The 22,909-nt window shown below is 68.1% G+C and carries 36 protein-coding genes; 35 read left to right on the forward strand and 1 reads right to left on the reverse strand.

What is annotated here, in order from left to right:
• Positions 1-13: 13 nt before the first annotated feature.
• Positions 14-1,069: an LCP family protein gene (locus ACSNOC_RS00700; protein ID WP_436745199.1), complete on the reverse strand. Its 1,056-nt coding sequence runs from the start codon at positions 1,067-1,069 to the stop codon at positions 14-16.
• 271 nt (positions 1,070-1,340) lie between these two features.
• On the opposite strand from ACSNOC_RS00700, the gene rpsL reads away from it, so the two are divergent.
• From rpsL to rpsD, 35 genes are all read left to right on the forward strand, one after another.
• Positions 1,341-1,712, forward strand: a complete 372-nt coding sequence (gene rpsL, locus ACSNOC_RS00705) for a 30S ribosomal protein S12 (RefSeq protein ID WP_049572471.1) — start codon at positions 1,341-1,343, stop codon at positions 1,710-1,712.
• A gap of 2 nt (positions 1,713-1,714) precedes the next feature.
• Positions 1,715-2,185 carry a 30S ribosomal protein S7 gene (gene rpsG, locus ACSNOC_RS00710; protein ID WP_049572475.1) on the forward strand — a complete coding sequence of 157 codons (471 nt, stop codon included), beginning with the start codon at positions 1,715-1,717 and terminating at the stop codon, positions 2,183-2,185.
• A gap of 38 nt (positions 2,186-2,223) precedes the next feature.
• Positions 2,224-4,347, forward strand: a complete 2,124-nt coding sequence (gene fusA, locus ACSNOC_RS00715; protein WP_436745200.1) for an elongation factor G — start codon at positions 2,224-2,226, stop codon at positions 4,345-4,347.
• Positions 4,348-4,516: 169 nt separating this feature from the next.
• Entirely contained in the window at positions 4,517-5,710 is a 1,194-nt protein-coding gene (gene tuf / locus ACSNOC_RS00720) for an elongation factor Tu (RefSeq protein ID WP_436745201.1), read from the forward strand.
• A 170-nt stretch (positions 5,711-5,880) separates the two neighbouring features.
• The gene (locus ACSNOC_RS00725; protein ID WP_436745202.1) at positions 5,881-6,540 is read left to right on the forward strand and encodes an NAD(P)-dependent oxidoreductase; all 660 of its coding nucleotides are present in this window, start codon (positions 5,881-5,883) and stop codon (positions 6,538-6,540) included.
• A 101-nt stretch (positions 6,541-6,641) separates the two neighbouring features.
• Positions 6,642-7,688, forward strand: coding sequence for a DUF5954 family protein (locus ACSNOC_RS00730; protein WP_436745203.1), 1,047 nt, complete (start codon positions 6,642-6,644; stop codon positions 7,686-7,688).
• A 454-nt stretch (positions 7,689-8,142) separates the two neighbouring features.
• Entirely contained in the window at positions 8,143-8,451 is a 309-nt protein-coding gene (rpsJ, locus tag ACSNOC_RS00735; RefSeq protein WP_016473429.1) for a 30S ribosomal protein S10, read from the forward strand.
• A gap of 16 nt (positions 8,452-8,467) precedes the next feature.
• Complete coding sequence (gene rplC / locus ACSNOC_RS00740) at positions 8,468-9,112, forward strand: 50S ribosomal protein L3 (RefSeq protein ID WP_436745204.1); 645 nt, start codon at positions 8,468-8,470, stop codon at positions 9,110-9,112.
• 8 nt (positions 9,113-9,120) lie between these two features.
• Positions 9,121-9,765 (forward strand): 50S ribosomal protein L4, encoded by a 645-nt coding sequence (gene rplD, locus ACSNOC_RS00745; RefSeq protein ID WP_436745205.1) that lies wholly within the window; start codon positions 9,121-9,123, stop codon positions 9,763-9,765.
• Positions 9,765-10,097, forward strand: coding sequence for a 50S ribosomal protein L23 (rplW, locus tag ACSNOC_RS00750; RefSeq protein ID WP_436745206.1), 333 nt, complete (start codon positions 9,765-9,767; stop codon positions 10,095-10,097). Before rplD ends, rplW begins: the two co-directional genes overlap by 1 nt.
• Before the next feature lie 38 nt (positions 10,098-10,135).
• Positions 10,136-10,972: a 50S ribosomal protein L2 gene (gene rplB / locus ACSNOC_RS00755; RefSeq protein WP_122182078.1), complete on the forward strand. Its 837-nt coding sequence runs from the start codon at positions 10,136-10,138 to the stop codon at positions 10,970-10,972.
• 12 nt (positions 10,973-10,984) lie between these two features.
• Positions 10,985-11,266 (forward strand): 30S ribosomal protein S19, encoded by a 282-nt coding sequence (gene rpsS, locus ACSNOC_RS00760; protein ID WP_436745207.1) that lies wholly within the window; start codon positions 10,985-10,987, stop codon positions 11,264-11,266.
• A gap of 40 nt (positions 11,267-11,306) precedes the next feature.
• The gene (gene rplV / locus ACSNOC_RS00765) at positions 11,307-11,654 is read left to right on the forward strand and encodes a 50S ribosomal protein L22 (RefSeq protein WP_436745269.1); all 348 of its coding nucleotides are present in this window, start codon (positions 11,307-11,309) and stop codon (positions 11,652-11,654) included.
• On the forward strand, positions 11,654-12,493 hold the full coding sequence (rpsC, locus tag ACSNOC_RS00770; RefSeq protein WP_436745208.1) for a 30S ribosomal protein S3: 840 nt from the start codon (positions 11,654-11,656) through the stop codon (positions 12,491-12,493). Before rplV ends, rpsC begins: the two co-directional genes overlap by 1 nt.
• A gap of 4 nt (positions 12,494-12,497) precedes the next feature.
• Positions 12,498-12,917 (forward strand): 50S ribosomal protein L16, encoded by a 420-nt coding sequence (rplP, locus tag ACSNOC_RS00775; protein WP_326598592.1) that lies wholly within the window; start codon positions 12,498-12,500, stop codon positions 12,915-12,917.
• The gene (gene rpmC, locus ACSNOC_RS00780; RefSeq protein ID WP_436745209.1) at positions 12,917-13,162 is read left to right on the forward strand and encodes a 50S ribosomal protein L29; all 246 of its coding nucleotides are present in this window, start codon (positions 12,917-12,919) and stop codon (positions 13,160-13,162) included. The genes rplP and rpmC overlap by 1 nt, the downstream gene beginning before the upstream one ends.
• Positions 13,162-13,443 carry a 30S ribosomal protein S17 gene (gene rpsQ, locus ACSNOC_RS00785; RefSeq protein ID WP_436745210.1) on the forward strand — a complete coding sequence of 94 codons (282 nt, stop codon included), beginning with the start codon at positions 13,162-13,164 and terminating at the stop codon, positions 13,441-13,443. Before rpmC ends, rpsQ begins: the two co-directional genes overlap by 1 nt.
• Before the next feature lie 3 nt (positions 13,444-13,446).
• Positions 13,447-13,815: a 50S ribosomal protein L14 gene (rplN, locus tag ACSNOC_RS00790; RefSeq protein WP_059012876.1), complete on the forward strand. Its 369-nt coding sequence runs from the start codon at positions 13,447-13,449 to the stop codon at positions 13,813-13,815.
• A gap of 2 nt (positions 13,816-13,817) precedes the next feature.
• Positions 13,818-14,141: a 50S ribosomal protein L24 gene (gene rplX, locus ACSNOC_RS00795; RefSeq protein ID WP_436745211.1), complete on the forward strand. Its 324-nt coding sequence runs from the start codon at positions 13,818-13,820 to the stop codon at positions 14,139-14,141.
• Positions 14,141-14,704, forward strand: coding sequence for a 50S ribosomal protein L5 (gene rplE / locus ACSNOC_RS00800; RefSeq protein ID WP_436745212.1), 564 nt, complete (start codon positions 14,141-14,143; stop codon positions 14,702-14,704). The genes rplX and rplE overlap by 1 nt, the downstream gene beginning before the upstream one ends.
• A gap of 2 nt (positions 14,705-14,706) precedes the next feature.
• Complete coding sequence (locus ACSNOC_RS00805) at positions 14,707-14,892, forward strand: type Z 30S ribosomal protein S14 (RefSeq protein ID WP_059013617.1); 186 nt, start codon at positions 14,707-14,709, stop codon at positions 14,890-14,892.
• A 91-nt stretch (positions 14,893-14,983) separates the two neighbouring features.
• The gene (rpsH, locus tag ACSNOC_RS00810) at positions 14,984-15,382 is read left to right on the forward strand and encodes a 30S ribosomal protein S8 (protein ID WP_436745213.1); all 399 of its coding nucleotides are present in this window, start codon (positions 14,984-14,986) and stop codon (positions 15,380-15,382) included.
• Between the two features lie 22 nt (positions 15,383-15,404).
• On the forward strand, positions 15,405-15,944 hold the full coding sequence (gene rplF / locus ACSNOC_RS00815; RefSeq protein WP_436745214.1) for a 50S ribosomal protein L6: 540 nt from the start codon (positions 15,405-15,407) through the stop codon (positions 15,942-15,944).
• Between the two features lie 2 nt (positions 15,945-15,946).
• Positions 15,947-16,330, forward strand: coding sequence for a 50S ribosomal protein L18 (gene rplR / locus ACSNOC_RS00820; protein WP_436745215.1), 384 nt, complete (start codon positions 15,947-15,949; stop codon positions 16,328-16,330).
• A gap of 37 nt (positions 16,331-16,367) precedes the next feature.
• The gene (gene rpsE / locus ACSNOC_RS00825; RefSeq protein WP_120698204.1) at positions 16,368-16,970 is read left to right on the forward strand and encodes a 30S ribosomal protein S5; all 603 of its coding nucleotides are present in this window, start codon (positions 16,368-16,370) and stop codon (positions 16,968-16,970) included.
• Complete coding sequence (rpmD, locus tag ACSNOC_RS00830; RefSeq protein WP_436745216.1) at positions 16,970-17,152, forward strand: 50S ribosomal protein L30; 183 nt, start codon at positions 16,970-16,972, stop codon at positions 17,150-17,152. The genes rpsE and rpmD overlap by 1 nt, the downstream gene beginning before the upstream one ends.
• A gap of 2 nt (positions 17,153-17,154) precedes the next feature.
• Positions 17,155-17,634: a 50S ribosomal protein L15 gene (gene rplO / locus ACSNOC_RS00835; RefSeq protein WP_436745217.1), complete on the forward strand. Its 480-nt coding sequence runs from the start codon at positions 17,155-17,157 to the stop codon at positions 17,632-17,634.
• 190 nt (positions 17,635-17,824) lie between these two features.
• A complete protein-coding gene (secY, locus tag ACSNOC_RS00840; protein ID WP_436745218.1) occupies positions 17,825-19,147 on the forward strand; it encodes a preprotein translocase subunit SecY in 1,323 nt (440 codons plus the stop codon).
• On the forward strand, positions 19,147-19,803 hold the full coding sequence (locus ACSNOC_RS00845; RefSeq protein ID WP_436745219.1) for an adenylate kinase: 657 nt from the start codon (positions 19,147-19,149) through the stop codon (positions 19,801-19,803). Before secY ends, ACSNOC_RS00845 begins: the two co-directional genes overlap by 1 nt.
• Positions 19,804-19,829: 26 nt before the next feature.
• Positions 19,830-20,666 carry a type I methionyl aminopeptidase gene (gene map / locus ACSNOC_RS00850; protein ID WP_436745220.1) on the forward strand — a complete coding sequence of 279 codons (837 nt, stop codon included), beginning with the start codon at positions 19,830-19,832 and terminating at the stop codon, positions 20,664-20,666.
• Between the two features lie 134 nt (positions 20,667-20,800).
• Positions 20,801-21,022 (forward strand): translation initiation factor IF-1, encoded by a 222-nt coding sequence (gene infA / locus ACSNOC_RS00855; protein ID WP_003948620.1) that lies wholly within the window; start codon positions 20,801-20,803, stop codon positions 21,020-21,022.
• Positions 21,023-21,078: 56 nt separating this feature from the next.
• Positions 21,079-21,192 carry a 50S ribosomal protein L36 gene (gene rpmJ, locus ACSNOC_RS00860; RefSeq protein ID WP_049567412.1) on the forward strand — a complete coding sequence of 38 codons (114 nt, stop codon included), beginning with the start codon at positions 21,079-21,081 and terminating at the stop codon, positions 21,190-21,192.
• Between the two features lie 186 nt (positions 21,193-21,378).
• Positions 21,379-21,759: a 30S ribosomal protein S13 gene (gene rpsM / locus ACSNOC_RS00865; protein ID WP_059012897.1), complete on the forward strand. Its 381-nt coding sequence runs from the start codon at positions 21,379-21,381 to the stop codon at positions 21,757-21,759.
• Between the two features lie 64 nt (positions 21,760-21,823).
• The gene (rpsK, locus tag ACSNOC_RS00870) at positions 21,824-22,228 is read left to right on the forward strand and encodes a 30S ribosomal protein S11 (protein ID WP_436745221.1); all 405 of its coding nucleotides are present in this window, start codon (positions 21,824-21,826) and stop codon (positions 22,226-22,228) included.
• 28 nt (positions 22,229-22,256) lie between these two features.
• Positions 22,257-22,883, forward strand: coding sequence for a 30S ribosomal protein S4 (rpsD, locus tag ACSNOC_RS00875; protein WP_436745222.1), 627 nt, complete (start codon positions 22,257-22,259; stop codon positions 22,881-22,883).
• Positions 22,884-22,909: the final 26 nt, after the last annotated feature.

Raw genomic sequence — 22,909 nt, forward strand, 5'->3', positions numbered from 1 at the left:
GGCCCGCGGGGCGTCAGCGCACGGTGGCGCCCAGCTCCTCGGGGGCCCGGTCGCTCGCGAGGAACGCGGTCATGTCGTCGTCGCGCATCGCCTGCCACAGCGGCGCCGCGGCCTCGTGGTCCAGCAGGACCACCGACTGGCCGCCGATCATGTCGGTGCCGGTCACCGGGGCGTTCATGAAGTGCACGTCCGAGGCGCGGATGCCGCGCAGGTCCCACAGCAGGCCGCGCAGGTCGCCGTTGCTGAGCCCGTCGTCGACGCTGACCACATCGCCGACCGTGTTCAGCAGGCCGCTGAGCCGGCCGGGGTCGGTGAGCGTGTCGGAGCTGAGGGTCTGGGTCATCAGGGCGCGCAGGAAGTTCTGCTGGCGCCGGGTGCGGTCGAAGTCGCCGCCGGGCAGGGACGTGCGTTCCCGCACGTAGGCCAGCGCCTCCTCGCCGTTCATGCGCCGCCCGTCCACGCCGACGCCGCCGACCGCGTCCGTCAGCTCCCGGAAGCCGGTCCAGTCCACGACGGCCAGGTGGTCGACCCGGATGCCCGTCAGGTCCTGCACGGTCCGCACCATCAGTGGCGGGCCGCCCCACGAGTAGGCGGCGTTGAGCTTGGCCTCGCCGTGGCCCGGGATCTCCACCCAGGTGTCCCGGGGCAGTGACACCACCGAGGCGGTCTGCCGGTCGCCGGAGAGCTGGAGCAGCATCATCGTGTCGCTGCGCGCCGCGCCCGCCTGCCAGGCGGGCCCCTCCTCGGGGGTCTCGTCGGCGTCGAGGCCGACCAGCAGATAGACCTCCGCGTCGCCCGCCGCGCTCGGCGGCTGCTCCTCCTCGGGGAGGCTGGGCAGGGCGTCGGGGATGCGGTCGATGGAGTCCAGCGCCTGGTCGGTGCGCCAGTAGGCGTAACCGGCGCCGGCCAGCAGCACCGCCAGGACGGCGGCCAGCGAGCCGAGCAGGATCCGCGGCCAGCGCCGTCTTCGCCCGGACTCCGGTTCCGCGGGCGGGGCTTGGGTATCGTTTTCTATGTCCGCCTCGGGTGCGGGCTCGCCGCCCGCGGCCTCCGGCACGGTGCTCGTCACGGTCTCGTCCCCTCCAGTGTTCGTACGGTCATTGTGCTGTTCTCAGGCGCTTGTTTTGACCGCAGCCTGTGGGGTAGGTACGCTCTGACCTTGTGCCTGGGGTGTTCCCTGCGTTTTTTCAGCCGCAGCGAGAACTCCGGAATCTGCGTCCGCTCCCCGCAGCCTAGCGAGGAATCGGAATCCTGCAGTCTTCGACACGCCCGACCGCGTGGGTCGGTGCCGTGGTCCAGGTTAGCTTCACCGAGATCGGCACAGAGAAACCGGAGATACGGTGCCAACGATCCAGCAGCTGGTCCGCAAGGGCCGGCAGGACAAGGTCGAGAAGAACAAGACGCCCGCACTGGAGGGTTCGCCCCAGCGCCGCGGCGTCTGCACGCGTGTGTTCACGACCACCCCGAAGAAGCCGAACTCGGCCCTGCGCAAGGTCGCCCGCGTGCGTCTGAGCAACGGGATCGAGGTCACCGCCTACATTCCGGGTGAGAACCACAACCTTCAGGAGCACTCCATCGTGCTGGTGCGCGGTGGTCGTGTGAAGGACCTGCCGGGTGTTCGTTACAAGATCATCCGCGGCTCCCTGGACACCCAGGGTGTCAAGAACCGCAAGCAGGCCCGCAGCCGCTACGGCGCCAAGAAGGAGAAGTAAGCATGCCTCGTAAGGGCCCTGCCCCGAAGCGCCCGGTCCACATCGACCCGGTGTACGGCTCTCCTCTGGTGACCTCCCTCATCAACAAGGTGCTCCTGAACGGCAAGCGCTCCACCGCCGAGCGGATCGTCTACGGTGCGATGGAGGGCCTGCGGGACAAGACGGGCAACGACCCGGTCATCACCCTCAAGCGCGCGCTGGAGAACGTGAAGCCGACCCTCGAGGTCCGCTCCCGCCGCGTCGGTGGCGCCACCTACCAGGTGCCGGTCGAGGTCCGCCCCGGTCGTTCGTCGACGCTCGCGCTGCGCTGGCTGGTCGGGTACTCCCGCGCCCGCCGCGAGAAGACCATGACCGAGCGGCTGATGAACGAGCTGCTCGACGCGTCCAATGGGCTCGGTGCCTCCGTGAAGAAGCGCGAGGACACCCACAAGATGGCCGAGTCCAACAAGGCCTTCGCGCACTACCGCTGGTAGTCGCTACCCCATCGAGACCGAGAGAAGACTGAAGCCAGATGGCTACCACTTCACTTGACCTGGCCAGGGTCCGGAACATCGGGATCATGGCCCACATCGACGCGGGCAAGACGACGACCACCGAGCGGATCCTGTACTACACCGGCGTGAGCTACAAGATCGGTGAGGTTCACGACGGCGCCGCCACCATGGACTGGATGGCCCAGGAGCAGGAGCGCGGCATCACGATCACGTCCGCCGCGACCACCTGTCACTGGCCGCTGGACGATGTCGACCACACCATCAACATCATCGACACCCCGGGACACGTCGACTTCACCGTCGAGGTGGAGCGCTCGCTGCGCGTCCTCGACGGTGCCGTCACGGTGTTCGACGGCGTGGCCGGCGTGGAGCCGCAGTCCGAGACGGTCTGGCGCCAGGCGGACCGTTACGGCGTGCCGCGCATCTGTTTCGTGAACAAGCTGGACCGCACGGGGGCCGACTTCTTCCGCTGTGTCGACATGATCGTCGACCGGCTGAACGCCACCCCGCTGGTCATGCAGCTCCCGATCGGCGCCGAGGCCGACTTCAAGGGCGTCGTGGACCTGGTCCGCATGAAGGCGCTGGTGTGGTCGGAGGAGACCAAGCTCGGGGAGATGTACGACGTCGTCGACATCCCCGCGGACCTCCAGGACCAGGCCCAGGAGTGGCACGCCAAGCTGGTCGAGGCCGTCGCGGAGAACGACGAGGAGATGATGGAGCTGTACCTGGAGGGCGAGGAGCCCTCCGTGGAGCAGCTCTACGCGGCCGTGCGCCGTGTCACCCTCGCCTCCACGGGCTCCGAGGGCTCCATGACCGTCACCCCGGTGTTCTGCGGCACCGCGTTCAAGAACAAGGGCGTGCAGCCCCTGCTCGACGCGGTCATCCGGTACCTGCCGTCGCCGCTGGACATCGAGGCCGTCGAGGGCCACTCGCCGCGTGACCCCGAGCAGGTCATCACGCGCAAGCCGTCCGAGGAGGAGCCGCTCGCGGCTCTCGCGTTCAAGATCATGAGCGACCCCCACCTGGGCAAGCTCACCTTCATCCGGATCTACTCCGGTGTGCTGCAGGCCGGCGCGCAGGTGCAGAACTCGGTGAAGGACCGCAAGGAGCGCATCGGCAAGATCTACCGGATGCACGCGAACAAGCGTGAGGAGATCGACCGTGTGGGCGCGGGCGACATCGTCGCCGTCATGGGTCTGAAGCAGACGACCACGGGCGAGACGCTGTGCGACCCGGCCAATCCGGTGATCCTGGAGTCCATGGACTTCCCGGCCCCGGTCATCGAGGTCGCCATCGAGCCCAAGTCGAAGGGCGACCAGGAGAAGCTGGGCATCGCGATCCAGCGCCTGGCCGAGGAGGACCCGTCCTTCCAGGTCAAGGCGGACCAGGAGACCGGTCAGACGATCATCTCGGGCATGGGCGAGCTGCACCTCGATGTGCTCGTCGACCGGATGAAGCGCGAGTTCAAGGTCGAGGCCAACGTCGGCAAGCCGCAGGTCGCCTACCGGGAGACGCTGCGGAAGTCGGTCGAGAAGCACGACTACACGCACAAGAAGCAGACCGGTGGTTCCGGTCAGTTCGCCAAGGTGCAGATCGCGCTGGAGCCGCTGGAAGGCGACGGGTACGAGTTCGAGAACAAGGTCACCGGTGGCCGCATCCCCAAGGAGTACATCCCCTCGGTGGACGCGGGCTGCCAGGAGGCGATGGAGTTCGGCGTGCTCGCCGGCTACCCGCTGACGGGTGTCAAGGTGACCCTGCTCGACGGCGCGTTCCACGACGTCGACTCGTCCGAGATGGCGTTCAAGATCGCCGGTTCCATGGCGTTCAAGGAGGCCGCCCGCAAGGCCGGGCCGGTTCTCCTGGAGCCGCTGATGGCCGTCGAGGTCACCACGCCCGAGGACTACATGGGTGACGTGATCGGTGACATCAACTCCCGCCGTGGTCAGATCCAGGCCATGGAGGACCGGAGTGGCGCGAAGGTCGTCAAGGCGCTCGTGCCGCTCTCGGAGATGTTCGGTTACGTCGGTGACCTGCGCAGCAAGACCTCGGGTCGCGCGAGTTACAGCATGCAGTTCGATTCCTACGGCGAGGTTCCGCGGAACGTCGCCGAGGAGATCATCGCGAAGGCCAAGGGCGAGTAACCCTTAAGCTGGAGCAAGGGGCGTTCGGGGGCGTTTCGCCCCCGGAGCCCAGCCCTTCAACGAAGCGGTCAAGGGCGTCCCCCTCGGGGTCCTGGCCGGTTCGGTCGACCATCTGAAACCTTCCGCAAGGTGCGGGGGGCGTACAGCACCAGTCCACAGGAGGACCCCAGTGGCGAAGGCGAAGTTCGAGCGGACTAAGCCGCACGTCAACATTGGCACCATCGGTCACATCGACCACGGCAAGACGACGCTTACCGCGGCGATCACCAAGGTGCTGCACGACGAGTTCCCGGACCTTAATGAGACGTTCGCGTTTGAGAACATCGACAAGGCGCCCGAGGAGCGCCAGCGCGGTATCACCATCTCCATCGCGCACGTCGAGTACCAGACCGAGAGCCGGCACTACGCCCACGTCGACTGCCCGGGCCACGCGGACTACATCAAGAACATGATCACCGGTGCCGCCCAGATGGACGGTGCCATCCTCGTGGTCGCCGCCACCGACGGCCCGATGCCGCAGACCAAGGAGCACGTGCTCCTGGCCCGCCAGGTCGGTGTGCCGTACATCGTGGTCGCCCTGAACAAGGCGGACATGGTGGACGACGAGGAGATCATGGAGCTCGTCGAGCTCGAGGTCCGTGAGCTGCTCACGGAGTACGAGTTCCCGGGCGACGACGTGCCGGTCGTCAAGGTCTCCGCGCTGAAGGCCCTCGAGGGTGACCCCGAGTGGTCCAAGACCGTCCTCGAGCTGATGAAGGCCGTGGACGAGTCCATCCCGCAGCCGGAGCGCGACGTCGACAAGCCGTTCCTGATGCCGATCGAGGACGTGTTCACCATCACCGGTCGCGGCACCGTGGTGACCGGCCGTATCGAGCGCGGCATCCTCAAGGTCAACGAGACCGTCGACATCATCGGTATCAAGGAGACGAAGGCCACCACCACCGTCACCGGTATCGAGATGTTCCGCAAGCTGCTCGACGAGGGCCGGGCCGGTGAGAACGTCGGTCTGCTCCTCCGCGGCATCAAGCGCGAGGACGTCGAGCGCGGCCAGGTCGTCATCAAGCCCGGTTCGGTCACCCCGCACACCGAGTTCGAGGCGACCGCGTACATCCTGTCCAAGGACGAGGGTGGCCGCCACACGCCGTTCTTCAACAACTACCGTCCGCAGTTCTACTTCCGGACGACGGACGTGACCGGCGTGGTGCACCTCCCCGAGGGCACCGAGATGGTCATGCCCGGCGACAACACCGACATGAGGGTCGAGCTGATCCAGCCGGTCGCCATGGAGGAGGGCCTGAAGTTCGCCATCCGCGAGGGTGGCCGGACCGTGGGCGCCGGTCAGGTCACCAAGATCCTCAAGTGATCTGACCCCCTGGCGCGAGCCGCGGCAGAACGGGCCCCGCCCCGCATGGATTCCATGCGGGGCGGGGCCCGTCCGCTTTTGGGGACTCCGGGCGTCGCCTCCATGACTCGGGCTCCGCCCGGTGGCACCCTGGCGGCGAAAGAGCCGCGAAACACCACAGGGAGCACCTCATGGCCAGGATCGCGATCTTCGGGGCGAATGGCGCCATCGGCCACCGGATCGTCAGCGAGGCCCTCGACCGCGGCCACACGGTCACGGCCGTGGTCCTCGACCCCGGCTCGGTCAGCAGAACCCACCGGAACCTGACGGTCACCACCGGGGACGTGCTCGACCCGGCGTCCGTCAGCATCGTCGGCCGGGGACAGGACGTGCTGGTCAGCGCCGTCGGCGGCGGCGACGGCCCCGGGAACCGGATCACCGTCGGACCGTCCGCCGAGTCGCTGGTGGCGGGCCTGCACGCGCTGGGGGAGCAGGCGCCCCGGCTCATCATGGTCGGCGACGCCGGCACGCTGCGCGCCCCCGGCGGCGGCCTGGTCCGGGACACCCCCGGGCTGGGCGAGGACACGCTGATGACCATGCGCGCCCACGCCGAGGCCCTGGAGTACCTGCGCGGCATCGCCACCGGGATCCGCTGGACCTGCTTCAGCCCCGCCGCCCGGATCGAGCCGGGCCGGCGCACCGGCCGGTACGACACCGCGCTGGACGACCTGGTGACCGACGAGCGCGGCGCGAGCCGGATCTCCTACGAGGACTACGCGGTGGCGCTCGTCGACGAGATCGAGAAGCCGCGGCACATCGGGGAGCGCTTCACGGCGGGCTACGGGAGGTGACGGCGTGAAACGCGTGAACACGGTGGCAAGGTAGCCCCTCGAAGAGGGGGACTTCTCGTAATCGACTGACCACGCGGCGGTACTCCTGTCACGCTGGGCGCATGAAGGATCACCGGAAAAGTCCGCCGCGCCACCTGACCTTCCGGGTCACCCACCGGGATGATCCGGTCTCGGAGGTCACCGAGCAGGACACGATGCGGGCCGCCGAGCGGTATCCCAACGTCGTGATCCGGGGGCCGGTCTTCGGGTTCGCCGAGCAGCGGCCGGAGGACGGCGAGAGCTGGCGCCTGCTGAGCGACGTGGAGGACGGCTTCGCCCAGCACTCCAGGGACGGGCTCAACTCCCACCTGTGGTTCAAGGCGAAGGACGAGACCGTGGCCGGGGACCCGCTCCGCGACCAACTGCTGGCCGCCGTGGCCCGGTTGGAGGCCGAGCCGGTCAACGAGGTGACCGTGGGGGACACCCGCTACCGGATCGTGCGGGGCGACGAGTTCGCCCGCGTCGGGCCCGAGGGCATCGAGGGGCCGCGGCCCACCGACCCCGACGACCCCTCGCGGGACCTCGGGGACCGGGCCCGCCGGGGCGCGCGGAGCCGCACCCGGGGATTCGTCATCGACCACGCGAGCCCGACCGGGATCATGGAGAGCATCCAGCGGATGGAGCTGATCTCCCTGCACTACGAGGCGCCGCGCATCCCCCGCGCGATCAGGGAGGACTCCCGCCGCGCCCTGGTCTCCCACCCCGGCGTCGTGCTGCTGCCCGCGGCGTTCACGTTCGCCGAGCGGAAGACCACGTCCTGGGAGCCGATGGCCGGGCTCCAGCCCAGCCCGCAGGAGGCCCGCGCGACCCTGTACAACTACCTGGCCGAGTTCCTCCCGAAGCTGGAGCAGGGCGTCTCCGCCGCCGACGCGGCCACCTACGCCCGCGCCGCCGAGGACTACCGCGCCGGGCCGCCGCGGGACGAACTGCGGGTGCTCGGGCGGCGGTTCCGCGTGATCCGGGTGGAGCGGCTGATGCGGATCGGGCCCGACGGGCCCGAGCCACCGCGCCCCAGCGACCAGGACCCGTATGGGCCGATGCAGCTCCACCCGCCGCTGGCCGAGGTGGAGGAGCGCGAGCGCGCCAGGCGGGTCGGGGAGCGGGAGTGAGAACAGGACGGAGAGGGGGTGTGCTCCGGCCGGTCCGCGTGGCCGGCCGGTGGCCGCGGGGCCGGGCGTCTCGCCCGATTGGCACTGTCGGTGGGCGATATGGCACACTGACCAGGTTGCTCGGTTGACAGCCGATGCTGCGCGCCTCCCGCCGGGAGGACCGGAAGCGAGTCCCACTGTATTCGTCGCTGCATATATGTCCTGCTCAGGCGGGACAGCAGCGGAAATACCGGGATCTTCCGGGAAGCGTGGGCGGGGCATCAGCCAGGCACCCGGTGGAAGTTCTCCCCCCACTCCTCGCAGAGGAAACCTCGTCCGGCCCGGCGGCCGGGAGGTGCCCTTCGTGGCGAAGTCTGGGAACGAGTGCGACACGCCCGACCGCGTGGGTCGGAGCAGGGGGGCGCGGCCTCCGGGTTCCAGAGCGTTGACGAAGAGACAGGACTACGAAGTAGCCATGGCGGGACAGAAGATCCGCATCCGGCTCAAGGCCTACGACCACGAGGTCATCGACAACTCGGCGAAGAAGATCGTCGAGACGGTGACCCGCACGGGTGCGTCGGTCGCGGGCCCGGTGCCGCTGCCCACTGAGAAGAACGTGTACTGCGTCATCAAGTCGCCGCACAAGTACAAGGACTCGCGCGAGCACTTCGAGATGCGCACCCACAAGCGCCTGATCGACATCCTCGACCCGACCCCCAAGACCGTTGACTCGCTGATGCGCCTGGACCTTCCGGCCGGCGTCGACATCGAGATCAAGCTCTGAGAGGCGCGGAAGAGAGATGACCAAGCAGATCAAGGGCGTCCTGGGCGAGAAGCTCGGCATGACCCAGGTCTGGGACGACAACAACCGCGTCGTTCCGGTGACCGTGGTCAAGGCCGGGCCCTGTGTCGTGACCCAGGTGCGCACCAATGACAGGGACGGCTACGAGGCCGTCCAGATCGCGTTCGGGGAGATCGACCCCCGCAAGGTGAACAAGCCCCTCAAGGGCCACTTCACCAAGGCCGACGTCACTCCGCGCCGCCACCTGGTCGAGCTGCGGACCGCCGACGCCGCCGAGTACACGCTCGGCCAGGAGATCACCGCCGAGGTGTTCGAGTCCGGCGTCAAGGTCGATGTGACCGGCACCAGCAAGGGCAAGGGCACCGCCGGTGTCATGAAGCGCCACGGCTTCGGCGGCCTCGGCGCCTCGCACGGCACCCAGCGCAAGCACCGCTCGCCCGGCTCCATCGGTGGCTGCGCCACCCCGGGCCGCGTGTTCAAGGGCCTGCGCATGGCCGGCCGCATGGGCAACGAGCGCGTGACCACCCAGAACCTGACCGTCCACGCCGTTGACGCGGAGAAGGGCCTGCTGCTCATCAAGGGCGCGGTGCCCGGCCCCAACGGCGGCCTCGTCCTGGTCCGCACCGCGGCCAAGGGGGCCTGAGGTTACCCATGAGCACCGTAGACATCCTTTCGCCCGCCGGTGAGAAGACCGGCACCGTCGAGCTTCCCGCGGAGATCTTCGACGCCAAGGTCAGCGTTCCGCTGATCCACCAGGTCGTCGTCGCGCAGCTCGCCGCCGCCCGCCAGGGCACGCACAAGGCCAAGACGCGCGGCGAGGTCCGCGGTGGCGGCAAGAAGCCGTACCGCCAGAAGGGCACCGGCCGCGCCCGTCAGGGCTCCGTCCGCGCCCCGCAGTTCACCGGCGGTGGCGTCGTGCACGGTCCCGTGCCGCGTGACTACACCCAGCGGACCCCGAAGAAGATGAAGGCCGCCGCGCTGCGCGGTGCCCTCACCGACCGGGCCAGGAACGACCGCATCCACATCGTCACCGGCGTCGTGGACGGCGAGGTCTCCACCAAGGCCGCCCGCACCCTGCTGCAGAAGATCAGCGACCGCAAGAAGCTGCTGCTGGTCGCGGACCGCGCCGACACGTCGGCGTGGCTCTCGGCCCGCAACCTGCCCCAGGTGCACCTGATCGACCCGGGCCAGCTCAACACCTACGACGTCATCGACTCGGACGACGTGGTGTTCACCAAGGCCGCCTTCGACCGCTTCGTGGCGGGCCCGGCCAAGCCCGAAGGGAGCGACGCCTGATGAGTGACGGAACCGTCGCCGAGGTCTCCAGCAAGGAGATCACGCACCCGCACGACATCCTGATCAAGCCGGTCGTGTCCGAGAAGAGCTACGCGCTGCTCGACGAGAACAAGTACACGTTCATCGTCGACCCGCGGGCGAACAAGACCCAGATCAAGCAGGCCGTCCAGGCGGTCTTCTCGGTCAAGGTCACCTCGGTCCACACCATCAACCGGCAGGGCAAGCGCAAGCGCACCCGCACCGGTTACGGGCGCCGTGCCAGCACCAAGCGCGCCATCGTGACCCTCGCCGAGGGCGACAGCATCGACATCTTCGGCGGTCCGGTCTCCTAGCGGAGCCGGTCCGTCCGATACCGGACGAGGACTAAGAAATGGGAATCCGCAAGTACAAGCCGACGACTCCGGGCCGTCGTGGCGCCAGCGTCGCCGACTTCGTCGAGATCACGCGGTCCACGCCGGAGAAGTCGCTGGTCCGCCCCCTGCACAGCAAGGGTGGCCGGGACAACGCCGGTCGCGTAGCCGTCCGCCACCAGGGCGGCGGCCACAAGCGCGCCTACCGTGTGATCGACTTCCGCCGGCACGACAAGGACGGCGTGCCGGCCAAGGTCGCGCACATCGAGTACGACCCCAACCGCACCGCCCGCATCGCGCTGCTGCACTACGCGGACGGCGAGAAGCGGTACATCATCGCGCCGGCCCACCTGAAGCAGGGTGACCGCGTGGAGAACGGCGCCGGGGCCGACATCAAGCCCGGCAACAACCTTCCGCTGCGCAACATCCCGGTCGGTACCGTCATCCACGCCATCGAGCTCCAGCCCGGCGGCGGCGCGAAGTTCGCCCGCTCCGCCGGTGCCTCCGTGCAGCTCCTGGCCAAGGAGGGCCGCATGGCCCACCTGCGCATGCCCTCCGGTGAGATCCGCCTGGTCGACGTCCGCTGCCGCGCCACTGTCGGCGAGGTCGGCAACGCCGAGCAGTCGAACATCAACTGGGGCAAGGCCGGCCGGATGCGCTGGAAGGGCGTCCGGCCGAGCGTCCGTGGCGTCGTGATGAACCCCGTCGACCACCCCCACGGTGGTGGTGAGGGCCGGACCTCGGGTGGCCGCCACCCGGTCTCCCCCTGGGGCAAGAAGGAAGGCCGTACCCGCTCGCCGAAGAAGGCCAGCAACAAGTACATCGTCCGCCGCCGCAAGACGAACAAGAAGCGCTAGGAGCAGGTTGCGATGCCGCGCAGTCTGAAGAAGGGGCCCTTCGTCGACGACCACCTGATCAAGAAGGTGGACTCGCAGAACGAAGCCGGTACCAAGAACGTCATCAAGACCTGGTCGCGCCGCTCGATGATCGTCCCGGCGATGCTGGGCCACACGATCGCGGTGCACGACGGCCGTAAGCACGTCCCGGTGTTCGTCACCGAGTCGATGGTCGGCCACAAACTCGGCGAGTTCGCGCCGACCCGCACCTTCCGCGGCCACGTGAAGGACGACCGCAAGTCGCGGCGCCGCTGAGCGGGGTGTGCAGATCATGACCGACACCGAAGGGACAACCATGGAAGCCAGGGCTATCGCGCGGTACATCCGCGTCACGCCCATGAAGGCCCGCCGTGTGGTGGACCTCATCCGCGGCAAGGACGCCGCGGAGGCTCAGGCGGTCCTGCGCTTCGCCCCGCAGGCCGCCAGTGTGCCGGTGGGCAAGGTGCTGGACAGCGCCATCGCCAACGCCGCGCACAACTACAACCACACGGACGTCGCCAGCCTTTACGTGAGTGAGGCGTACGTCGACGAGGGCCCGACCCTGAAGCGGTTCCGGCCGCGTGCCCAGGGCCGCGCCTACCGGATCCGTAAGCGGACCAGCCACATCACGGTGGTCGTCAGCAGCAAGGAAGGGACCCGGTAATGGGCCAGAAGGTAAACCCGCACGGGTTCCGGCTCGGCGTCACGACCGACTTCAAGTCGCGCTGGTACGCCGACAAGCTGTACAAGGACTACGTCAAGGAAGACGTCGCGATCCGCCGCATGCTGACGCAGGGCATGGAGCGCGCCGGCATCTCCAAGGTGGAGATCGAGCGCACCCGTGACCGCGTCCGCGTCGACGTCCACACCGCCCGGCCGGGCATCGTCATCGGCCGCCGCGGCGCGGAGGCCGACCGGCTCCGGGGCAACCTGGAGAAGCTGACCGGCAAGCAGATCCAGTTCAACATCCTCGAGGTCAAGAACCCCGAGCTGGACGCGCAGCTGGTGGCCCAGGCGGTCGCCGAGCAGCTGTCCTCCCGCGTCTCCTTCCGCCGTGCCATGCGCAAGTCGATGCAGAGCACGATGAAGGCCGGCGCCAAGGGCATCAAGATCCAGTGCGGCGGACGTCTCGGCGGCGCCGAGATGTCCCGCTCCGAGTTCTACCGCGAGGGCCGCGTGCCCCTGCACACCCTGCGCGCCAACGTGGACTACGGCTTCTTCGAGGCCCGCACCACCTTCGGCCGCATCGGGGTCAAGGTCTGGATCTACAAGGGCGACGTGAAGAACATCGCCGAGGTCCGCGCCGAGAACGCCGCCGCCCGCGCCGGCAACCGCCCGGCCCGCGGGCCCGGCGGTCCCGGTGGCGACCGCCCCGCCCGCGGTCGCGGCGAGCGCGGTGGCCGCGGACGCAGGCCGCAGCAGCAGGGCGCGCCCGCCGCCGAGGCTCCCAAGGCCGAGGCGCCCGCCGCCCCCGCCGCCGAGAGCACGGGAACGGAGAGCTGAGACCATGCTGATTCCTCGCAAGGTCAAGTACCGCAAGCAGCACCACCCCAAGCGCAAGGGTGCTGCCAAGGGCGGTACCGAGGTCGCCTTCGGTGAGTACGGCATCCAGGCCGTCACCGGCGCCTATGTGACGAACCGGCAGATCGAGGCCGCGCGTATCTCGATGACCCGGCACATCAAGCGTGGCGGCAAGGTGTGGATCAACATCTACCCGGACCGTCCGCTGACCAAGAAGCCCGCCGAGACCCGCATGGGCTCCGGCAAGGGCTCGCCGGAGTGGTGGATCGCGAACGTCAAGCCGGGGCGCGTGATGTTCGAGCTCTCCTACCCCAACGAGAAGATCGCTCGTGAGGCGCTCACCCGCGCCGCGCACAAGCTTCCGATGAAGTGCCGGATCGTCCGGCGCGAGGCAGGTGAGGCGTGATGGCAGCCGGTACCAAGGCAGCCGAGCTCCGGGAGCTGAACGACGAGGAGCTCGTCGTGAAGCTGCGCGAGGCGAAGGAGGAGCTGTTCCGGCTCCGCTTCCAGGCGGCGACCGGCCAGCTCGAGAACAACAGCCGGCTCAGGGCCGTCCGCAAGGACATCGCCCGGATCTACACCCTGATGCGGGAGCGCGAGCTCGGCATCGAGTCGGTGGAGCCCGTCGCCGAGGCGGTGGAGAACGCCTGATGAGTGAGAAGACTGTGACTGAGACGACTGAGCGCGGCCGGCGGAAGACCCGTGAGGGTCTGGTCGTCAGCGACAAGATGGACAAGACCGTCGTTGTCGCTGTCGAGGACCGGGTCAAGCACGCCCTGTACGGCAAGATCATCCGCCGCACGAGCAAGCTCAAGGCCCACGACGAGCAGAACGTCGCCGGTGTCGGTGACCGCGTTCTTCTGATGGAGACCCGTCCGCTGTCCGCGACCAAGCGCTGGCGCGTCGTGGAGATTCTGGAAAAGGCGAAGTAACCAATGATCCAGCAGGAGTCGCGACTGCGCGTCGCCGACAACACGGGTGCGAAGGAGATCCTCTGCATCCGCGTTCTCGGCGGATCCGGGCGCCGCTACGCGGGCATCGGTGACGTCATCGTGGCCACCGTCAAGGACGCGATCCCCGGTGGCAACGTGAAGAAGGGCGACGTCGTCAAGGCCGTCGTCGTGCGCGCCGTGAAGGAGCGCCGGCGGCCGGACGGCTCGTACATCCGCTTCGACGAGAACGCCGCCGTCATCCTCAAGAACGACGGCGACCCCCGTGGCACCCGTATCTTCGGCCCGGTGGGCCGTGAGCTGCGCGAGAAGAAGTTCATGAAGATCATCTCGCTCGCGCCGGAGGTGCTGTGAGCATGAAGATCAAGAAGGGTGACCTGGTCCAGGTCATCACCGGCAAGGACAAGGGCAAGCAGGGCAAGGTCATCGTGGCCTACCCCCGCGAGGACCGCGTCCTGGTCGAGGGTGTCAACCGGGTCAAGAAGCACACGAAGGCCGGTGCGACCGCACGCGGGTCCAAGACCGGTGGCATCATCACGACCGAGGCCCCCATCCACGTGAGCAACGTCGCGCTGGTGGTGGAGAAGGACGGCAAGAAGGTCACCACCCGGGTCGGCTACCGCTTCGACGAGAACGGCAACAAGATCCGTGTTGCCCGCCGGACCGGTGAGGACATCTGATGACCACTGCCACTGCCACCGCGCCGCGCCTGAAGACGCGGTACCGCGAAGAGATCATCGGCAAGCTGCGTGACGAGTACCAGTACCCGAACATCATGCAGGTGCCGGGCCTGACCAAGATCGTGGTCAACATGGGTGTGGGCGACGCCGCCCGCGACTCCAAGCTGATGGAGGGCGCCGTGCGCGACCTCGCCACGATCACCGGCCAGAAGCCGACCGTGACCAAGGCCCGCAAGTCCATCGCGCAGTTCAAGCTGCGCGAGGGGCAGCCGATCGGCGCGCACGTGACGCTGCGCGGCGACCGGATGTGGGAGTTCCTCGACCGGCTGCTGTCGCTGGCGCTGCCGCGCATCCGCGACTTCCGCGGCCTGTCCCCCAAGCAGTTCGACGGCCGGGGGAACTACACGTTCGGTCTCACGGAGCAGGTCATGTTCCACGAGATCGACCCCGACCGCATCGACCGGGTGCGGGGCATGGACATCACCGTGGTCACCACGGCCACGACCGACGACGAGGGGCGCAGCCTGCTGAAGCTCCTCGGATTCCCCTTCAAGGAGGCGTGACCGTGGCGAAGAAGGCTCTGATCGCCAAGGCCAGCCGCAAGCCGAAGTTCGCCGTGCGTGGCTACACGCGCTGCCAGCGCTGCGGCCGGCCGCACTCCGTGTACCGCAAGTTCGGCCTGTGCCGTGTGTGCCTCCGTGAGATGGCGCACCGCGGCGAACTGCCGGGCGTCACCAAGAGCTCCTGGTAACACCGACTACGCCGTAGGTCCCGTGTGCGCGGAGGGACAACGTCCCTCCCCCCGCAAGGAAACCCCGGCGAGAGAGGCCCAAGGCCGTTTCATGACCATGACCGATCCGATCGCAGACATGCTGACCCGTCTGCGGAACGCGAACTCGGCGTACCACGACACCGTCGTGATGCCGCACAGCAAGATCAAGTCGCACATCGCGGAGATCCTCCAGCAGGAGGGCTACATCACCGGCTGGAAGACCGAGGAGGCCCAGGTGGGCAAGTCCCTGGTCCTCGAGCTGAAGTACGGCCCGAACCGCGAGCGCTCGATCGCCGGCATCAAGCGGATCTCGAAGCCCGGTCTCCGGGTCTACGCGAAGTCCACGAGTCTGCCGAAGGTGCTCGGCGGCCTGGGCGTGGCGATCATCTCCACGTCCCACGGGCTGCTCACCGACAAGCAGGCGCAGAAGAAGGGCGTGGGTGGGGAAGTCCTCGCCTACGTCTGGTGACGGAAGGGAACGGAGGAGAGCCATGTCGCGTATTGGCAAGCAGCCGATCCAGATTCCCGCCGGTGTGGACGTCACCATCGAGGGCCGCACGGTGGAGGTGAAGGGGCCCAAGGGCGCCCTGTCGCACACCGTGGTCGCGCCGATCGAGGTGTCGCGGGGCGAGGACGGCGCCATTCTGGTGTCCCGTCCCAACGACGAGAACCGCAACCGTGCCCTGCACGGCCTGTCGCGCACGCTGGTGGCCAACATGATCACCGGTGTGACCCAGGGCTACGTCAAGAAGCTTGAGATCAGCGGTGTCGGTTACCGCGTCCAGGCCAAGGGCACCGGCCTCGAGTTCTCGCTTGGCTACAGCCACCCGATCCTCGTCGAGCCCCCGGAGGGCATCGCGTTCAAGGTCGAGACCCCGACCCGGTTCAGCGTCGAGGGGATCGACAAGCAGAAGGTCGGCGAGGTCGCGGCCAACATCCGCAAGCTGCGGAAGCCCGACCCGTACAAGGCCAAGGGCGTGAAGTACGAGGGCGAAGTCATCCGCCGCAAGGTCGGAAAGGCTGGTAAGTAGCCATGGCATACGGCATCAAGATCGCGAAGGGCGACGCGCGGAAGCGTGTCGCGACCAAGCGCCGCCACGTGCGGATCCGCAAGAAGATCTCCGGCACGGCCGAGCGGCCGCGCCTGGTGGTGACCCGCTCCAACCGCCACATGGTGGCGCAGGTCGTGGACGACACCGTCGGGCACACGCTCGCCTCTGCCTCGTCTCTCGACGTGTCCATCCGGGGTGCCGAGGGCGACAAGAGCGACAAGGCCAAGCGCGTCGGCGCGCTGGTCGCCGAGCGGGCCAGGGCCGCGGGTGTCGAGGCCGTGGTGTTCGACCGCGGGGGTAACAGGTACGCCGGGCGCGTCGCCGCGCTGGCGGACGCCGCCCGCGAGGCGGGGCTCAAGTTCTGAGCCGGTCCCGTCGACTGAATCGAGAGAGGTAATTCCAATGGCTGGACCACAGCGCCGCGGTGGTGGCGCAGGTGGCGGCGAGCGGCGGGACCGTAAGGGCCGGGACGGCGGCGCCGCCGCCGAGAAGACCGCGTACGTCGAGCGCGTCGTCGCGATCAACCGCGTCGCCAAGGTAGTGAAGGGTGGTCGTCGCTTCAGCTTCACCGCGCTGGTCGTGGTGGGCGATGGCGACGGCACCGTCGGTGTCGGCTACGGCAAGGCCAAGGAGGTGCCGGCCGCCATCGCCAAGGGTGTCGAGGAGGCCAAGAAGCACTTCTTCAAGGTCCCCCGGATCCAGGGCACCATCCCGCACCCGATCCAGGGCGAGGAGGCGGCGGGCATCGTCCTGCTGAAGCCGGCCTCCCCCGGTACCGGTGTGATCGCCGGCGGCCCGGTGCGCGCCGTGCTGGAGTGTGCGGGCATCCACGACGTGCTGAGCAAGTCGCTCGGCTCGTCCAACCCGATCAACATCGTGCACGCCACGGTGGCCGCTCTGAAGGGCCTGCAGCGCCCCGAGGAGATCGCCGCCCGCCGCGGCCTGCCGCTGGAGGACGTGGCTCCCGCCGCTCTGCTGCGGGCGCGCGCCGGGGTGGGTGCGTGATGGCCCGGCTGAAGATCACTCAGGTCAAGTCCCGTATCGGGAGCAAGCAGAACCACCGGGAGACGCTGCGCTCGCTCGGGCTGCGGCGTATCAACGACGTGGTCGTCAAGGATGACCGCCCGGAGATCCGCGGCATGGCCAACACCGTGCGGCACCTGGTGACGGTCGAGGAGGTGGACTGATCATGGCGGACCTCGCCAAGAAGGAGAGCGCCGGGAGCGGTCCCCTGAAGCTCCACGACCTCCGGCCCGCGCCGGGCGCCAAGAAGGCCAAGATCCGCGTGGGTCGTGGTGAGGCGTCCAAGGGCAAGACCGCGGGTCGCGGCACCAAGGGCACCAAGGCCCGGTACCAGGTCAAGGCCGGCTTCGAGGGTGGTCAGCTCCCGCTGATCCAGCGGTTGCCGAAGCTCAAGGGCTTCCGCAATCCGGCCCACAAGCAGTACCAGGTCGTCAACGTGGAGCGTCTCGCCGCCCTCTACCCGGAGGGTGGCGAGGTGACCGTGGAGGACCTGGTCGCCAAGGGCGCCGTCCGGAAGAACGAGCTGGTGAAGGTGCTCGGCTCCGGCGACATCTCCGTGGCGCTGACGGTGACGGTGGACGCCGTCTCCTCCTCGGCCCGGGAGAAGATCACCGCGGCCGGCGGCACCGTCACCGACCGCTCCTGAGTCGGTGGACGCGCTGTTGAGCAGGTAAGTCTGACCGGGGACGTCCGCGCATGGGCGTCCCCGGTCAGTCGTTCCCGCCCGGGGGCCGCGCCGGTAAGGTGGCGTCCGTTGTCGTCACCAGATCTGTCATATCCGTTGGACTTCAAGACCGAAACCTCTCGCGCTCACCGCGGGGGGCGCAGGAGGAGCCGTGCTCACCGCGTTCGCCCGGGCGTTCCAGACGCCCGACCTGCGTAAGAAGCTGGTCTTCACGCTCGGCATCGTCGTGCTGTTCCGGCTCGGCCAGCACATCCCGGTGCCGGGGGTCAGCTTTCAGAACGTCGATCAGTGTGTGAAGGAGGCCGAGGCAGGGGCCGGCGCGGGTCTGTTCGGTCTGGTGAACATGTTCAGCGGCGGCGCGCTGCTGCAACTCACCGTGTTCGCGCTCGGCATCATGCCCTACATCACCGCGAGCATCATCCTTCAGCTGCTCGTGGTCGTGATCCCCAGGCTGGAGGCCCTCAAGAAGGAGGGGCAGGCCGGCCAGGCGAAGATCACCCAGTACACGCGCTACCTGACGATCGCCCTGGCCGTCCTCCAGGCGACGGGTCTGGTCGCCACCGCCCGCAGCGGCACCCTCTTCCCCCAGTGCACGGTGCGCAACGAGATCATCCCGGACGACTCCGTCTTCACGACGCTGGTCATGGTGATTGCTCTCACATCTGCCACCGCACTCATCATGTGGATGGGTGAACTGATTACCGACCGGGGTATCGGTAACGGCATGTCCATGCTGATGTTCGTCTCCATCGCCGCCGGGTTCCCGGCTTCGCTGTGGCAGATCAAGCAGCAGGGCAGCCTGGCCGACGGCTGGATCGAATTCGGCACCGTCGTCGCCTGCGGTCTCGCCATGGTCGGGCTGGTGGTTTTCGTCGAGCTGGCGCAGCGTCGTATCCCCGTCCAGTACGCCAAGCGGATGATCGGGCGCCGTTCCTACGGCGGCACGTCGACCTACATCCCGCTCAAGGTGAATCAGGCCGGTGTGATTCCCGTCATCTTCGCGTCCTCACTGCTCTACATTCCGCAGCTCCTCGTGCAGTTCGCCGGCAGCGATTCCGGCGGCTGGACGGACTGGGTGGCGCGGTATTTCACGGGCGGTGACCACCCGTACTACATCACTACGTACTTCCTTCTCATCGTCTTCTTCGCCTTCTTCTACGTGGCCATCACCTTCAACCCCGAAGACGTAGCCGAAAACATGAAGAAGTATGGTGGGTTCATCCCGGGTATCCGGGCGGGCCGCCCCACGGTCGAGTACCTGAGCTACGTGCTGAACCGCATCACGTGGCCCGGGTCCCTCTATCTGGGTCTGATCGCCTTGGTGCCTACCGTGGCGCTGGTGATGTTCGACGCACAGCAGGACTTCCCCTTCGGTGGGACATCCATTCTGATCATCGTGGGTGTCGGCCTGGAAACGGTGCGGCAGATTGAGAGTCAGCTCCACCAGCGCAATTACGAAGGGTTCCTACGCTGATGCGAATCGTCCTCGTCGGACCGCCGGGCGCGGGTAAGGGCACGCAAGCCGCGTTGCTCGCCACACGCCTGGCCATTCCGCACATCTCGACCGGCGATCTTTTCCGGGCCAACATCAGTCAGGGCACAGAGCTCGGCCGCAAGGTCGAGTCCATCCTGCGCGAAGGCGGACTCGTACCGGATGAGATCACCGTGGCGATGGCCGCGGACCGGCTCGCCCAGCCGGACGCCGGGGACGGTTTCCTGCTCGACGGCTTCCCCCGCAACATCTCCCAGGCCAAGGCCCTGGACGGGATGCTGGTGGAGTCCGGGCACAAGCTCGACGCGGTCCTGGACCTGGAGGTCCCCGAGGACGAGGTGGTCAAGCGCATCGCCGGCCGCCGCACCTGCCGCAAGGACAGCAGCCACGCCTTCCACTCGACGTACCGGCCGCCCCTGAAGGACGGCGTGTGCGACGTCTGCGGCGGGGAGCTGTACCAGCGCGAGGACGACCGCGAGGACACCGTCCGGAAGCGGCTCGCGGTCTACCACCAGGAGACCGAGCCGATCATCGACTACTACCGCGAGCAGGGCCTGGTCTCCACGATCCCGGCCCTCGCCTCGGTCCCCGAAGTGACCCAGCGGGCGCTGGACGCCCTGCCGGAACGCGCCGCCTGATCCGGCGCCCGAGAGGAACATCACTCATGGTGGAAATCAAGACCCCCGAGCAGATCGCGAAAATGCGCGCGGCCGGTCTTGTCGTTGCCGAGATACACCGCCGTTGTGCCGAGGCGGCGGTGCCCGGCGCCTCCACCAAGGAACTGGACGACATCGCCGCGCAGGTGCTGGCCGAACGGGGCGCCAAGCCGAACTTCCTCGGCTACGGCGGCTTCCCGGCCAGCATCTGCACGTCGGTGAACGACGTCGTGGTGCACGGCATCCCGGACCGGGACACCGTGCTCAAGGCGGGCGACATCATCTCGATCGACGCCGGCGCGATCGTCGACGGCTGGCACGCGGACGCGGCGCTGACGGTCTTCGTGGGCGAGGGCCACGCGCCGCAGCTCCACGAGCTGAGCCGGGTGACCGAGGAGTCGCTGTGGGCCGGCATCGCCGCGATGCGCAAGGGCAGCCGGCTGGTGGACATCTCCCGGGCCATCGAGAGCTACATCCGCCGCCAGCCGCTGCCGCCGTCCGGCAAGTACGGCATCATCGAGAACTACGGCGGCCACGGCATCGGCAGCGAGATGCACATGGACCCGCACCTGCTGAACTACGTGGACCGCAGGCGTGGCCGCGGCCCGCGCCTGGTGCCCGGGACGTGCCTGGCGATCGAGCCGATGCTCTCGCTAGGCACCCCGAAGACGCACGTGCTGGCCGACGAGTGGACCGTGAAGACGAACGACGGGACCTGGGCCGCGCACTGGGAGCACTCGGTGGCGCTGACCGAGGAGGGCCCGCTCGTGCTCACCGCCCCGGACGGCGGCCGGGCCAAGCTCGCCGAACTCGGCGTCACGGCCGCGCCCGATCCGCTGGCTTAATGATCTTCTCCGGTGGGAAAGATCACCGATTCGTGTTTTCCCCTGGGGTGCCGTAGACTGATGAGTCGGTCCTGGTGCACCCGTCTGTCCGGGGCCGTCCAGGTAGCCGATCCCGGAAGGTGAAGCGCTCAAGCATGGCCAAAAAACAAGGGGCCATCGAGATCGAGGGCACCGTCGTCGAGTCTCTGCCGAACGCGATGTTCAAGGTGGAGCTCCAGAACGGGCACCAGGTTCTCGCGCACATCAGCGGCAAGATGCGGATGCACTACATCCGTATCCTTCCCGACGACCGCGTCGTGGTGGAGCTGTCTCCCTACGACCTGACGCGCGGGCGGATCGTCTACCGCTACAAGTAGCACACGCAGCACCACGGATTGACAAGAGCAGATCGAGACCCGGAGATCCTGAAGCCATGAAGGTCAGGCCGAGCGTCAAGAAGATCTGCGACAAGTGCAAGGTGATCCGCCGCCACGGGCGCGTCATGGTCATCTGCGAGAACCTGCGCCACAAGCAGCGCCAGGGCTGACCGCACCGTACTTTTCGCAGCGCTTCGCGCGACGCACGCGACAACAGCACATGCGCAGACACCCGACCCCTCGCGCAGCGCGGGGACGACACCCCCGGTCGGAGGCCGGGGACCCGGATCGGACGCCGATGCGGGAACGGTGCTGCGGCAGACCTCCGACGACACCACCACCAGGAGCCACATCACATGGCACGCCTCGCAGGCGTCGACCTTCCGCGTGACAAGCGCGTCGAGGTCGCTCTCACCTACGTCTTCGGCATCGGACGCACCCTTGCCAAGGAGACGCTCGCCAACACCGGGGTGAACCCGGACACGCGCGTGCGGGATCTGGTCGAGGAAGACCTCGTCAAGATCCGCGAGTACGTGGACAACAACATCCGCACCGAGGGTGACCTCCGTCGCGAGATCCAGGCCGACATCCGCCGCAAGGTCGAGATCCAGTGCTACGAGGGCATCCGTCACCGTCGTGGCCTGCCCGTCCACGGCCAGCGGACCAAGACCAACGCCCGCACCCGCAAGGGCCCGCGTCGCGCGATCGCCGGCAAGAAGAAGCCGGGCAAGAAGTAGTCCCACCGGACGCCGCAAGCGGTCCGGCAGCAGGACCGACCACCTCCACGGGAGTTAAGACCACATGCCTCCAAAGGGCCGTTCCGCCGGCGCCAAGAAGGTGCGCCGCAAGGAAAAGAAGAACGTCGCTCATGGGCACGCCCACATCAAGAGCACGTTCAACAACACCATCGTCTCGATCACCGACCCCAGCGGCAACGTGATCTCCTGGGCCTCCGCCGGCCACGTCGGCTTCAAGGGCTCCAGGAAGTCCACGCCGTTCGCCGCGCAGATGGCCGCGGAGAACGCGGCGCGCCGGGCGCAGGAGCACGGGATGCGCAAGGTGGACGTCTTCGTGAAGGGTCCCGGCTCCGGCCGCGAGACCGCGATCCGCTCCCTCCAGGCCACCGGCCTCGAGGTCGGCTCGATCCAGGACGTCACCCCGACCCCGCACAACGGCTGCCGCCCGCCGAAGCGCCGGCGTGTCTGACCAGGTGAAGTAGGAGACTGAGAGAACCATGGCGCGTTACACCGGGGCCGACTGCAAGCGTTGCCGTCGGGAGAAGCAGAAGCTCTTCCTCAAGGGAGCCAAGTGCGAGAGCGCTAAGTGCCCGATCGAGATCCGTCCTTACCCCCCGGGTGAGCACGGACGCGGGCGCACCAAGGACAGCGAGTACCTGCTGCAGAAGCGCGAGAAGCAGAAGTGCGCGCGCATCTACGGCGTCCTGGAGAAGCAGTTCCGGGGGTACTACAACGAGGCGAACCGCCAGTCGGGCAAGACGGGTGAGAACCTGCTCCGCATCCTGGAGTCCCGGCTCGACAACGTGGTCTACCGGGCCGGCTTCGCCAAGTCCCGCGACCACGCCCGTCAGCTCGTCCGGCACGGCCACATCCTGGTCAACGGCCGGAAGACCGACATCCCCTCGGCGCGCGTGTCGCCGAACGACATCATCGAGGTCCGCGAGTCCTCCCGCGCCCTGACCCCCTTCCAGGTGGCCCAGGCGGAGGCCGGGGACAAGACCGTTCCCGCGTGGCTGGAGTCCATCCCGTCCCGGCTGCGGATCCTCGTCCACTCGCTGCCCGAGCGCCAGGTGATCGACACCCAGGTGCAGGAGCAGCTCATCGTCGAGCTCTACTCGAAGTAACCGGGTAGCGGCACTCCGGCGCTCCG

The organism is Streptomyces sp. URMC 129 (assembly GCF_051386415.1).
GTDB lineage: Bacteria > Actinomycetota > Actinomycetes > Streptomycetales > Streptomycetaceae > Streptomyces.